The following is a 13,005-nucleotide window of genomic DNA, read 5'->3' as shown; positions in this document are numbered from 1 at the left end:
CCTCGGCATGGCGCACGGCGGCCTGTTCGGCGGCGTTCTGGGGTGAGCGGCAAGCGGCGCTCCCCACACATCCCGACCGCCCGCAGGGCACGCGTACGAGGTGTGGGCGGCAGCGCACGGCGACCGCCCGCGGGCACGCGTACAAGGTGCGGCACGGCCGCAGGCGTGCCCGGGGGCGGGGCGGGGGCCCGGGGAGGGGGTCAGGCGTCGTCGAGGCCTTCGGCGGCGCGCTTGGCGCGCAGCTCCGTGATGGCCCGGCGCCGGGCCAGCCGGTGCGTGCGCCGGATCTGCGCCTCCTGGTAGCGCCGCTCGTCCCGCTCGGACTCCGGCAGCACCGGCGGCACCGTCCGCGGCTTGCCCTCGCCGTCGACCGCGGTGAAGACCAGGTACGCCGAGCCCACCTGCGTCGGCGGGGTGGATTCGTTCCACCGCTCGGCCAGCACCCGGACGCCGATCTCCATGGAGCTGCGGCCGGTCCAGTTGCACTGCGCCCGGACGTGGACCAGGTCGCCCACCCGGACCGGCGCCAGGAAGGCCATCTCGTCCATCGAGGCCGTCACGGCCGGCCCGCCGGAGTGGCGACCGGCCACCGCACCCGCCGCGTCGTCCACCAGCTTCATGATCACGCCGCCGTGCACCGTCCCGAGCAGGTTGGTGTCGTTGGCCGTCATGATGTGGCTCAGAGTCGTCCGCGAGGCGGAGGTGGGCTTACCGGCGAGATCGCCCGAAACATCTGTCATGCACCCACCTTAAGTCCGTGACAAAGGCCGCAGCTCTGCAACAGACCGGGTACGAACCCCGACCCGGGCTGTCGGCCGACACGCCCGGCCGGGCATCCTTGACCCATGAACGAATGGCCCGAGGGGCGGACCGAGGACGCGGACGAGCGCTACGGCCGCGGCAGCTCCAGCAACCAGCCGGAGGGCGCCCGGGTCATGCGCCACGTCCAGCGGCCGCAGCAGGCCCCCGGCCAGGCCGCCTCCGGCTGGCCGGAGGCCCCCGGCAGCCGGCGGCCCGTGCCGCCGCAGCAGCCCCCGTACCCCGGCCGGCAGCCCGCGCCCGCCCGCCCCGGCGGCGTGCCCCCGCAGAGCCGCCCGCAGGGCGACACGTACGGCGGCTACGACAGCGGGTACAACACCGGCCAGGTCTACGGCTCCCCGAGCGGCGGCCAGGGCGGCCACGGCGGCTCCGGCGGCCCGGGCGGGCCCGGCGGCGGCCAGGGCGGCACGCCCCGCCCGCAGCGGCCCGTCGACTGGCGCCGCCGGATCAAGATCGGCTCGCTGGTGCTGGTCTCCACGATCGTGGTGGTCTCCGTCGGCACCTACTTCTGGGCCGACTCCAAGGTGCGCCGCGAGGTCGACCTCTCCAAGGTGATCGAGCGCCCCAAGGAAGGCGACTGCACCACCTACCTGATCGTCGGCTCCGACAGCCGCGAGGGCATGTCCGACGAGGAGAAGAAGAAGCTCCACACCGGCTCCGCCGAGGGCAAGCGCACCGACTCGATGATGGTCCTGGCCACCTGCGACAGCGGGAACACCATGGTCTCCCTGCCGCGCGACTCGGACGTGGAGATCCCGTCCTTCGTCGGCTCGGAGTCCGGCAAGAAGTTCCCGGGCCGCGGCCAGCACATGAAGCTCAACGCCGCCTACGCCACCGACGGCCCCGAACTGCTGGTGCGCACCATCGAGTACAACACCGGCCTGCACATCGACCACTACGCCGAGATCGGCTTCGCCGGCTTCGCGAACATCGTCGACGCGCTCGGCGGGGTCGAGATGAACATCGAGAAGGGCTTCAAGGACAAGAAGTCCGGCGCCGACTTCAAGGCCGGCAAGCAGACCCTCAACGGCGAGCAGGCCCTCGCCTTCGTCCGCACCCGCTACGCCTTCGCCGAGTCGGACCTGGCGCGCACGAAGAACCAGCAGAAGTTCCTCGCCGCCCTGGCCAACCAGGCGGCCACGCCCGGCACCATCCTCAACCCCTTCGCCCTGTACCCGATGCTCGGCGCGGGCCTGGACACCCTGATCGTGGACAAGGACATGTCCCTGTGGGACCTGGGCCAGATGTTCTTCGCGATGAAGGGCATCAACGGCGGCGACGGCGTCTCCATGAACATGCCGATCAACGGCGAGCGCGGCGGCAACCTCCTCTGGGACAAGCCCAAGGTCCAGCAGCTGGTCAAGCAGATCCAGAACGACGAGAAGGTCACGGTCACCAGCCGCTGACCGGTCCCGGGCGGAGCACCGAGGGGCGGGCCGGGGACCCGCCCCGCCGGGCTACCCTCGAAAGGTGGCCGGACGGTACGAACCCCTGACGCGGACCACCGTGCGCGGTGGACAGACCCGCGTACCTCCGCCCGCCCCCGCCCCCGCGGGGGACACCGGCGGGAAGACCCGCACCTGGGTGCCGGACGGCCCGCTGGCCCTCGGCCTGGTCCTCGGTCCGCTGCGCCGCGGCCCGGGGGACCCCACCTTCCGCGTCACCCCCGACGGCTCGGTCTGGCGCGCCAGCGCCACCCCCGCGGGCCCCGGCACCCTGCGGGTCCGGGCGCACGGCGGCGAGGTCACCGCGCAGGCCTGGGGCCCCGGCGCCGACTGGCTCCTGGAGGGCCTGCCCGCCCTCCTCGGCGCCGAGGACGACCCCGCGGCCTTCGTCCCCCGACACCGGCTCGTGCACGCCTCGCACCGCCGCCGCCCCGGCCTCCGGCTGGGCCGCACCGGCCTGGTCCTCGAGTCGCTGATCCCCTCCGTGCTGGAGCAGAAGGTCACCGCCGACGAGGCCTACCGCGCCTGGCGGCTGCTGGTCCGGCAGCACGGCACGCCCGCCCCGGGCCCCGCGCCCGCCGGGATGCACGTCATGCCAGACGCCCGCGGCTGGCGCGCCGTCCCCTCCTGGGACTGGCACAAGGCCGGGGTCGACGACAAGCGCGCGGCCACCGTCCTGCGCGCGGCCCGGGTCGCCGCCCGCCTGGAGGAGGCCGCGGCCATGGACCTGCCGCAGGCCGCCGCCCGGCTGGAGCTGGTCCCCGGCATCGGCCCCTGGACCTCCGCCGAGACCCTTCAGCGCAGCAACGGCCACCCCGACGCGGTCACCGTCGGCGACCTCCACCTGCCCGGCATCATCGGCTGGTCCCTGGCCGGGGACCGGGACGCCGACGACGCGGCGATGCTCGAACTCCTCGCCCCGTACGCCGGCCAGCGGCACCGCGCCGCCCGCCTGATCCTGCTCGGCGGCCAGGCCCCGCCGCGCCGCACCCCCCGGATGCCGCGCGGGGACATCGGCCGCCTCTGAGGAGGCCGGCCCCCGGGCGGCTACCGCACCTCGACGAAGGCCTCCGGATCCCGCCCCGGACGCTCCTTCGGCGGCTCGGCGGGCCGCCCGATGGCCACCGCGCCCATCGGCTCCCAGTTCTCCGGCAGGTCCAGCACCCGCCGCACCACGTCCCGGCAGAACATCGTCGAGGACACCCAGGCAGAACCCAGCCGCTCACCGGCCAGCGCCACCAGGAAGTTCTGCACCCCGGCGCCGGTGGCCACCACGAACATCTCCCGCTCGGCCGCGTCCCGTCGGTCGTGCCCGTAGTGGTGCGCGCCGTCCATGACCATGCACGGCACCGCCAGATAGGGCGCGTTGCGCAGCACGTCGCCGCGCCGGACCCGCTGGGCGATCGACTCCTCGGACTTCCCGTCCCGGCGCAGGTCCGCGATCCACGCCTCGCGCATCGCGTCCAGCAGCCCGGTGCGCGCCGCCTCGGACTCCAGCAGCACGAACCGCCACGGGGTCGTGTGGTGCGGGGCCGGTGCGGTGACCGCCGCGGCCACCGCGCGGCGGACCGCGCCCGGGTCCACCGGGTCGTCGGTGAAGGCCCGTACGGTGCGCCGCTGGGTGACCGCCTCCCGGACCGCCTCGGAGGTGCCCAGCCGGAACATGTCGTCGGCCGGGTTCCGCACCAGCTCGCGGGCGGAGCCCTCGCCCAGGACGTGCCCCAGGCCCCGGACCAGCGCCACCGGCAGCCCGCCGGCCTTGCCCTTCACCAGGTCGCCCGCGGCGGCCAGTTCGTCGGCGGTGGCCACTATCGTCGCGTTGAGCGGGTTGCCGTGGGCGTCGGTGCCGCCGCGCAGGTCGTCCAGGACCCGCACCCCGGCCGCGCCGATGGCCACGTCCGTCAACCCGGACCGCCAGGGCCGCCCGAAGGTGTCCGTGACGACCACGCCCACGTCCACGCCCAGCTCCCGGGCCAGCGAGGCGCGCAGCTCGCGCGCCGAGGCGTCGGGGTCCTGCGGCAGCAGCAGGACCGTGCCCGCCTCGGTGTTGGAAGCGTCCACCCCGGCCGCGGCCATCACCAGGCCCTGCCGGTTCTCCACGATCCGCAGGGAGCCCCGCCGGGCCACCACGCGCACGGTCTCGGCGTCGATGGCCGCCTCGCGGGAGTCGGCCGCCAGGATCCGGCCCTCCGCCTTGGAGACGATCTTCGAGGTGACCAGCAGGACGTCCCCGTCCGCCAGGTCCGGCGCCGCCGCGGCGATCAGCGCGGCCAGGTCGTCCCCGGGGCGCACCTCGGGGATCCCGGTCAGCGCCCGCACCGTGTACGCGGGCCCGGGCGCGGCCGTGCCACCGGCCGCGGGAGTGTACGAGGGCGCCGTCACCGCACCTCCTCGGCGAGGGTCAGCGCCTCGTGGGCCATCAGGGTGGTCGCCGCCAGGTCGGTCATCATGAGCGGCACCGCGCGGCAGCGGATCCCGGCGGCCTCGACCTCGGCCACCGCGGCCTCGTCCGCGCTGTCCACCAGCCAGCCGTCCAGCAGTCCGGTGCCGTAGTGCGCGGCCACCGCGGCTGCCGTGGACTCCACGCCGACCGCGGCCAGCACCTTGTCGGCCATGCCGCGCACCGGCGAGCCGCCGACGATGGGGGAGAGGCCCACGACGGGGGCCTCGGCCGCCGCCACGGCCTCGCGGATCCCGGGCACGGCGAGGATGGTGCCGATGGAGACCACCGGGTTGGAGGGCGGGAAGACGATCACGTCGGCCGCGGCGATCGCCTCCAGCACCCCGGGCGCGGGCTTGGCCTGCTCGGCGCCGACCGGGACGACCGCCTGGGCGTCCAGCGAGGCCCGCAGCCGTACCCAGTACTCCTGGAAGTGGATGACCCGGCGCTCGCCGCCCTCCTCGACGGCGACATGGGTCTCCACCCGGTCGTCCGACATGGGCAGCAGCCGGACCCCCGGCTGCCAGCGGTCGCACAGCGCCTCGGTGACCGCGCTCAGCGGGTAGCCGGCGCCGATCATCTGGGTGCGGACGATGTGGGTGGCGAAGTCCCGGTCGCCGAGGCCGAACCAGGTCGGCCCGACGCCGTAGGCCGCCAGCTCCTCCTTGACGGTGAAGGACTCGTCGGTGCGGCCCCAGCCCTGGTCCTCGTTGATGCCACCGCCGAGGGTGTACATCACCGTGTCCAGGTCGGGGCAGACCTTCAGCCCGAAGAGATGGATGTCGTCACCGGTGTTGCCGATGACCGTGATGTCCGCCTCGGGCGCGGCCGCCTTCAGGCCGCGAAGGAAACGGGCACCGCCGATACCGCCTGCCAGAACAACAATGCGCATGCGGACAGTCTGTCAGCAGGGTGCCGACCGCCCGAGGGCCGGTGGGCGGGCGGCCCGCGGGCGGCCGGACCGGGTCAGGCGGTGACGGCGGCGAGGCCGGCCGGGGCGCACTGCCGCGCGACGCTGCCGGGGTGCTGCGCGGTCGCGCCGTGCGGGGCGTCGTGCATCGGCATCTCGGTCAGGCCCGGGAAGTAGACGTGCAGGCTGACGGCCGGTTCGAGGGAGTCGTTGACGACCTCGTGGGCGTAGCCGGGCGCGAACACCCGCTGGCCGCCGGCGGCCAGGATGCGGTGGCCGCGCTCGGTGCGCTCGGTCAGCCGCCCTTCCAGGACGGTCAGGACGCCGGAGGAGGGGCCGTGGTCGTGGCGCCCGCTGCGCTGGCCCGGGACCCAGCTGAGCAGCCAGACCTCGTAGCCGGGGCCTTCGGCCAGGCGGTGGTACCAGCGGGAGGCGGCGTCGTAGCGGACCAGGTGGGCCCACTGGTCGCGGTCCTCGGCGATGGTGCGGGCGAGGCCGGCGAACTCGGCCACGGTGGCGGGGTGCTCCTTGGCGGGCTGGAGCAGGTGCTGGACGGCGAGGATGTCGCCGGCGATCTGGAGGTCGCTGTCGCTGTTCATGCGGGGGTTCCTCGGCAGGAGTGCTGGGCTGTCGGGGTGTCGCGGGACGGCTGCGGGAGCCGGACGGCTACGGGAGCCGGGGGCTCAGAGCCAGGGGGAGAGAAGCCGGACGCTCTGGGGCATCAACAGCAGCAACAGCAACAGCGAACCTGGGCAGCCGCGAGGAACCCACGAATGGGGGTCTCGAGGAAGGCTGCGTTCGCTGACATGGGAACAAGGAGACCGGGCCGGGGGTGCGACTGTCAACCCAATGTCCGGTTTGGGGGAAAAGTTTCACCTCATCCGGTTACTGTGTCCGGAGAAAGGTTTGTGCACCTCTCGCCCGGGCATCTGGCGCTGCAACCCGAGCGGCTGATGGTGCGTCCGTTATGGGTGACGCTGCGGACCAGGCGATGCATGTGGCATGTGTCACGATTTTTGGCGATATGAACACTTTCTGCATAGGTTTGGTTCCGCAGAGTGAATAAGGGGCTCAATAGCAGATCTCGGCTTGACTGCCCCGGATACACACACTTGTAATTTCACTCGTGTCGTTCGGCCGGAATTCGGCCACGGCAGCTCACGGGGACGCGAAGACAGACGAGGGGCGCACATGACCGAGCTGTTTCAGGAACTGCTGGTCGAGGAGGCCGACGAAGAACTCGGATGGCAGGAGCGCGCACTCTGCGCCCAGACCGATCCCGAGTCCTTCTTCCCCGAGAAGGGCGGCTCGACCCGCGAGGCCAAGAAGGTCTGCCTCGCCTGCGAAGTCCGTTCCGAATGCCTCGAATACGCCCTCGCCAATGACGAGCGGTTCGGCATCTGGGGTGGTCTTTCCGAGCGCGAGCGCCGACGGCTGAAAAAGGCCGCCGTCTGAGACGACCCCACGCGCCCGCGCTCCCGCGTGACGGCGCATCGTACGAACCCGAACCACCCCAAGCCACACAAACGCCGCAAGCCGCCCCCGGGTTCGGCCACATCGACCAGCGGTCCGCCTCCTGCACCTTCCCCGCAGGAGGCGGACCGCTTTCTCCGCAGCCGTTAGTGTGGGGCGCTGTCCAGCAGCCTCCGGGGGAGCAGCCACCCCCGGACCCCCAGACTCCGGTCCGGGGGGAGCCCCAGGCCGGAGGGCCCGTACCCCGATGTCCGTGCACAGCCACTCGACGGCTCCCCATCCGTCGGCCGCCCCCGAATTCCCGCGCCACGTCGTCACCGCGGTCCTGGTCGCGCACGACGGCGCCCGCTGGCTGCCCCAGGCGCTCGCCGGCCTGCTCGGCCAGGAACGCCCCGTGCAGAACCACGTCGCCGCCGACACCGGCAGCGCCGACGACTCCGCCCGGCTGCTCGCCGAAGCCCTCGGCGACGACCGCGTCCTGCACCTGGCCCGCCGCACCGGCTTCGGCGCCGCCGTCGACGAGGCCGTCCGCATCGCCGGGACGCTCACCCCCGAGGAACTTCCATACCTCAAGCGCCCCAGCGGCTGGGACCCGGTCAGCCGGACCTGGAACGACGACGCCTACGACCTCCCCGAACTCCCGCACGGCGAACCCGTGCAGTGGCTCTGGCTGCTCCACGACGACTGCGCCCCCGCCCCCGACGCCCTCGCCGAACTCCTGCGGGTGGCCGAGGAGAACCCGGAAGCCGGCGTCATCGGCCCCAAGCTGCGCGGCTGGTACGACCGCAAGCAGCTGCTCGAGACCGGCGTCACCATCGCGCACAGCGGCCGCCGCTGGACCGGCCTGGACCGCCGCGAACAGGACCAGGGCCAGCACGACCAGGTCCGCCCCGTCCTCTCCGTCTCCACCGCCGGCATGCTGATCCGCCGCGACGTCTACGAAGAGCTCGGCGGCTTCGACCGCCGGCTGCCCCTGATGCGCGACGACGTCGACCTGTGCTGGCGCGCCCACGCCGCCGGCCACCCCGTCCTCGTCGCCCCCGACGCCGTGTTGCGGCACGCCGAGGCCGCCGCCCGCGAACGCCGCCCCATCGACTGCGCCGGCCGCTCCGTCGCCAGCCCGCACCGGGTCGACAAGTCCGGCGCCGTCTACACGATGCTGGTCAACACCCGTGGCCGGGCCCTGCCCTACGTCTTCTTCCGGCTGCTCCTCGGCACCCTGCTGCGCACCCTCGCCTACCTCGTGGGCAAGGCCCCCGGCCAGGCCGTCGACGAGGTCCGGGGCCTCTTCAACACCCTGCTGCGCCCCGGCCGGATCCTGGCCGCCCGGCGCCGCCTGCGCTCCTCGGTCCCGGCCGCCGAACTCCGCCCGCTCTTCCCGCCGCCCGGCGCCACCCTGCGGGCCACCGTCGAACAACTCGCCGGATACGTCGGCTCCGGCGCCGACCAGGAGACCGGCAACGCCGGCCGGCACGGCGCCGTCGAGTCCGGACCCGGCGGCGACGACGCCGACTTCCTCGAGATCGAGCAGTTCGCCCGGCTCAAGCGGATCGCCCGCAAGCCCGCGCCCGTCCTGTTCGCCGTCCTCCTGATCGTCTCCCTCACCGCCTGCCGGGCCCTGCTCAGCGGCGGCTCCCTCATGGGCGGCGCCCTGCTGCCCGCCCCCGCCGGCGCCACCGGGCTCTGGTCCTCGTACCTCGGCGAATGGCATCCGGTCGGCACCGGCGGCACCGCCACCGCACCGCCCTACCTCGCCGTCCTCGCGGCCGTCTCCAGCCTGCTCCTCGGCAGCCCCCAGCTCGCCCTGACCCTGCTGCTGGTCTGCTCCGTCCCGCTGGCCGGCCTCACCGCCTACTTCGCCTCCCGCCCGCTGGTCGAGTCCCGGCTGCTGCGCGCCTGGGCCGCCATCGCCTACGCCTTCCTGCCCGCCGTCACCGGCGCGCTGGCCGGCGGCCGGCTGGGCACCGCCGTCCTCGCCGTCCTGCTCCCGCTGATGGCCCGCGCGGCCGTCGCCGCGTACGGCCTCGGCGACGAGGACGGCGCCAAGGGCAGCTGGCGCGCCCTGTGGACGCTCACCCTGCTGCTCACCCTCGCCACCGCCTTCACCCCCGTGGCCTGGCCGCTGGCGGCGGTGCTCGGCCTCGGCGCGCTGGTGCTGCGCCGCGGTGAGCTCAAGACCTTCGCGCCCCGGCTGCTCGCCCAGCTCGCCACCCCGCTGCTGGTCCTCGCCCCCTGGTCGCTGGACCTCCTCACGCACCCGGCCGCCCTGCTGCGCGAGGCCGGCCTCCCGTACGGCAGCGGCGCCGCGAGCGCCCTCGACCTGCTCGGCATCAGCCCCGGCGGCCCCCGGACCGCCGGCGGGCTGCTGCTCGTCGGCATCGTGCTGGCCGCCCTCGCCGCCCTGCTCCGCGAGGAGCGCGGCTTCGCCGTCCGCACCGCCTGGGCCGTGGCCCTCACCGGCCTCGGCTTCGCCGTCCTGGTCAACCACTCCGGCTGGGCCGGCCCCGCCACCCTCGTCTACGGCATCGCGCTGCTGACCGCCGCCGCCGTCGGCGCCGAGGGCGCCCGCGAGCGGGTCGCCGCCCAGAGCTTCGGCTGGCGCCAGCCGGCCGCCGCCCTGATCGCCCTCGCCGCGGTCGCCGGACCGCTGCTGGCCGCCGCCGGCTGGATGTTCACCGGCGCCGCCGGCCCGGTGGAGCGCCGCGACCCCGTCCAGGTACCCGCCTTCGTCGCCGAGGAGAGCCACACCCGCGACCAGGCCCGCACCCTCGTGCTCGGCGGCGACTCGCCCGCGAAGGTCGCGTACACCCTCGTCCGCGGCTCCGGCGGCCACCTCGGCGACGCCGAACTCGCCGCCGCCGACGGCAGCGACCCGCGCCTCGACAAGGTCGTCTCCAACCTGGTCGCCGGCTCCGGCGCCGACCAGAGCGCCCAGCTCGGCGCCTTCGCCATCCGCTACGTCCTGGTCCGCGACGGCGCGCCCCAGCAGGTCGGCCGGGTCCTCGACGCCACCCCGGGCCTGTCCCGGCTCAGCCAGCTCGACGGCAGCGCCCTGTGGCGGGTCGACCGCCAGGTCGCGCGGGCCGTGATCGTCTCCGGCAAGCCCGGGGACGACCCGGTCCCGGTCGCCTCCGGAGCCGTCGGCGCCCGCACCGAACTGCCCGCCGGCCCGGCCGGCCGGGTCCTGCGCATCGCCGACACCTCCGCGCCCGGCTGGACCGCCACCCTCGACGGCCGCGCCCTGAAGAAGAAGACCGTCGACGGCTGGGCCCAGGGCTTCGAACTGCCCACCGAGGGCGGCCGGCTGGACCTGTCCTACCAGGACTCCGTCACCCACACCGGCTGGCACTGGGCCCAGGGCTCGCTCGCCGTCCTGCTGCTGGTGATGGCCCTCCCCGGCCGCCGCCGCGAGCTCGACGACGACCTCCCCGAGGAGGAGGCCCCGGTGCCGGCCCAGGACGCCCCCGGCACCGGCCGCCGGGCCCGCCGGCTGCGCGCCGAGGAGGCCCCGGCCGCCACCGAGGAGGCCTACGGACAGCAGGCCGACCCGTACGCGGCCGACCCGGCCGCCGCCGACCCCTTCGCGGACCTGCCGGCCGAGGGCCACCCGGGCGTGCCCGCCCAGCCCTCCTACGGCGAGTGGGACACCCCCGCCCCGGCCTACGCCGAGCAGCCCGGCACCGGCTACCCGGCGCAGTACCCGTACGACGGCCAGGGCGGCGGCTACGACCACGGCCAGGGGACCGGCTACGACGGCCAGGGGACCGGCTACGACCAGGGGCAGCCGGGCTACGACCCGGGCCAGGGCGCCGGCTACGACCCGGGCGCCGGCTATGACCAGGGCCAGGGCTACCCCGGCTACGGCACCGGGTACCCGCAGGCGTACGGCGAGCAGCCCCAGGGCGGCTACCCGGCCCCCGGCCACCGGCCGGACGGCACCGGGTACGACGGCCAGGCCGCCCCGTACGAGAACTACGACGGCTACGACGGCTACGAGGGCCACCACCAGCCGGGCCACGACGACCGGCGTCCCGACGGGAGCAACCAGCAGTGAAGCGCGCACCCCTGACCCTCGCCGCCGTCACCGCGGCCCTCGCGGCCCTCACCGGGGCCGCGACCCTCGCCGCCCCGGCCGGGACCGCCGGCGACGGCGGCAAGGCCGCCGTCCGGCTGCCCGTCGAGCGCTCCGCCCTGCTCTGCCCGCCGCCCAGCGGCTCGGACATCGCGGAGACCACGTACACCTCGGTCACGCCGAAGGGCGAGAGCGCGCAGGGGGCCGGCGCCGGCAGCGCGCAGCTCCTGACCGCCGACGCCAAGCACGCCCCGAAGCTCACCCTCAAGGAACCCGGCAAGCCCGTGGCGGCCACCGCCTCCGGCGCCGAGGTGCCCGCGCTGGCGGGTGCCGCCGAGGGCGTGCTGGCCCCCGGCTGGGCCGCCCAGCAGACCACCGTGGTCTCGGTGGGCTCGGCCCGGGGCGTGCTCGGCGCCGCCTGCACCGCGCCGGACACCGACTTCTGGTTCCCCGGCGCGAGCACCGCCAAGACCCGCCAGGACTACCTGCACGTCACCAACCCGGACGACTCCGCCGCCGTGGTCGACGTGGAGCTCTTCGGCCCCGACGGCTCGCTGAAGTCGGACAGCGGCGCGGGGGAGGGCATCCCGGTCCCGGCCCGGTCCTCCGTCCCGGTGCTGCTCTCGACGCTGACCTCGGCCCCGGTGGCCGACCTGACCGTGCACGTCACCACCCGCACCGGCCGGGTCGGGGCCTCCGTCCAGGTCCAGGAGGACGGCACGGGCTCCGACTGGCTGCCGGCCGCGGCCGACGCCGGGCCGTCCGTGGTCCTGCCGGGCATCCCGGCCGACGCGACCTCGGTACGGCTGGTCGCCTTCGCCACCGGCGAGGACGACGCCGACCTCACGCTCAAGCTGGCCGGCCCGACCGGCTCGATCACCCCGGCGGGCAACGAGGAACTGCACGTCAAGTCGCGGATGACGGCCAGCGTCGAACTCAAGGACCTGACCCGCGGCGAGGCCGGCTCGCTGCTGCTCGTGCCCTCCGAGCCGGGGCACCGGGCCCCGGTCGTCGCCGCGCTGCGGGTGGTCCGGGGCAGCGGCGCCAAGCAGGAGATCGCCTTCATCCCGGCCGCCGCGCCGGTGGGCGCCCGCGCCACCGCGGCGGACAACCGCGCCACCGGCGGCACGCTCTCGCTCACCGCGCCGGGTGCGGACGCGACCGTGAAGATCACGGCCGGTGCCGGCACGCAGGCCGGCGAGCCGGCCACCAAGACGGTCACCGTCAAGGCCGGCACGACCGTGGCCCTGCCGTCCCCCGTCCCGGCGGCCCTGAAGGGCTCCTACGCCCTGACCGTCGAGACGCAGTCCGGCGGCCCCGTCTACGCCGCCCGCACCCTGGCCCTCCCGGCCGACGGCATCCCCATGTTCACCATCCAGCTCCTCGCCGACGACCACAGCACGGTAGCCGTCCCCGAAGCCACCCAAAACCTCACAGTCCTCCAAAACTGACCCCCAACCCGCTGAGCCGCCCGGCCCCCCTGGCCCGGCCCCGACGCCCGGCCCGCCCGGGCCCCTCCGGCCCGGCCCCGACGCCCGGCCCGGCCGGGCCCCTCCGGCCCCGCGGCCTCGGCGGCCCGGCCTTCGGCCAACTCAGGCCGGGAGCCCGCCGGACCGGCCTGGCGGCCCTTGAGCCAGCCGGGTCCCCGGCATACCCAGCCCCGCCGGCCCGCGGGACTGGCCCCGCGGCCCTTGAGCCGGCCAGGTTCCCGGCATACCCAGCCCCGCCGGCGTTTGAGGCGCGGGGTCCGGGGCGGAACCCCGCGTACCCAGCCCCGCCGGCGTTTGAGGCGACCGTCGCGCAGCGGCGGTGCGGGCCCACCGGGCGGCACCCGCCGTGCCAACCC

The 13,005-nt window shown here is 75.2% G+C and carries 9 protein-coding genes; 5 read left to right on the top strand and 4 right to left on the bottom strand.

Going from position 1 to position 13,005, the window contains the following annotated elements:
* Nucleotides 1-200 precede the first annotated feature (200 nt).
* Entirely contained in the window at nt 201-740 is a 540-nt protein-coding gene (locus AB0O40_RS35895) for an acyl-CoA thioesterase (RefSeq protein WP_365050126.1), read from the bottom strand.
* 105 nt (nt 741-845) lie between these two features.
* On the opposite strand from AB0O40_RS35895, the gene AB0O40_RS35890 reads away from it, so the two are divergent.
* Nucleotides 846-2,225 (top strand): LCP family protein, encoded by a 1,380-nt coding sequence (locus tag AB0O40_RS35890; RefSeq protein ID WP_365050124.1) that lies wholly within the window; start codon nt 846-848, stop codon nt 2,223-2,225.
* Nucleotides 2,226-2,289: 64 nt separating this feature from the next.
* Nucleotides 2,290-3,291 (top strand): DNA-3-methyladenine glycosylase 2 family protein, encoded by a 1,002-nt coding sequence (locus AB0O40_RS35885; protein ID WP_365050122.1) that lies wholly within the window; start codon nt 2,290-2,292, stop codon nt 3,289-3,291.
* A 20-nt stretch (nt 3,292-3,311) separates the two neighbouring features.
* Here the strand turns inward: AB0O40_RS35885 and AB0O40_RS35880 are convergent, their stop codons facing one another.
* The 3 genes from AB0O40_RS35880 to AB0O40_RS35870 form a co-directional block, all read right to left on the bottom strand.
* Entirely contained in the window at nt 3,312-4,646 is a 1,335-nt protein-coding gene (locus AB0O40_RS35880; protein WP_365050120.1) for a coenzyme F420-0:L-glutamate ligase, read from the bottom strand.
* Nucleotides 4,643-5,596 carry a 2-phospho-L-lactate transferase gene (cofD, locus tag AB0O40_RS35875; RefSeq protein WP_365050118.1) on the bottom strand — a complete coding sequence of 318 codons (954 nt, stop codon included), beginning with the start codon at nt 5,594-5,596 and terminating at the stop codon, nt 4,643-4,645. The genes AB0O40_RS35880 and cofD overlap by 4 nt, the downstream gene beginning before the upstream one ends.
* Nucleotides 5,597-5,670: 74 nt before the next feature.
* Nucleotides 5,671-6,213, bottom strand: coding sequence for a cysteine dioxygenase family protein (locus AB0O40_RS35870; protein ID WP_365050116.1), 543 nt, complete (start codon nt 6,211-6,213; stop codon nt 5,671-5,673).
* A gap of 592 nt (nt 6,214-6,805) precedes the next feature.
* Here AB0O40_RS35870 and AB0O40_RS35865 point away from each other — a divergent pair.
* The 3 genes from AB0O40_RS35865 to AB0O40_RS35855 all read left to right on the top strand — a co-directional run bounded on the left by AB0O40_RS35865 (nt 6,806) and on the right by AB0O40_RS35855 (nt 12,610).
* The gene (locus AB0O40_RS35865; RefSeq protein ID WP_003983763.1) at nt 6,806-7,069 is read left to right on the top strand and encodes a WhiB family transcriptional regulator; all 264 of its coding nucleotides are present in this window, start codon (nt 6,806-6,808) and stop codon (nt 7,067-7,069) included.
* A 265-nt stretch (nt 7,070-7,334) separates the two neighbouring features.
* Nucleotides 7,335-11,141, top strand: a complete 3,807-nt coding sequence (locus AB0O40_RS35860; protein ID WP_365050114.1) for a glycosyltransferase — start codon at nt 7,335-7,337, stop codon at nt 11,139-11,141.
* Nucleotides 11,138-12,610 carry a DUF5719 family protein gene (locus tag AB0O40_RS35855; protein WP_365050112.1) on the top strand — a complete coding sequence of 491 codons (1,473 nt, stop codon included), beginning with the start codon at nt 11,138-11,140 and terminating at the stop codon, nt 12,608-12,610. Before AB0O40_RS35860 ends, AB0O40_RS35855 begins: the two co-directional genes overlap by 4 nt.
* Nucleotides 12,611-13,005: the final 395 nt, after the last annotated feature.

The organism is Streptomyces sp. NPDC089919 (assembly GCF_040684615.1).
In the GTDB taxonomy this organism is placed as follows: domain Bacteria; phylum Actinomycetota; class Actinomycetes; order Streptomycetales; family Streptomycetaceae; genus Streptomyces.
This window is presented reverse-complemented; position numbering and strand designations above follow the sequence as displayed.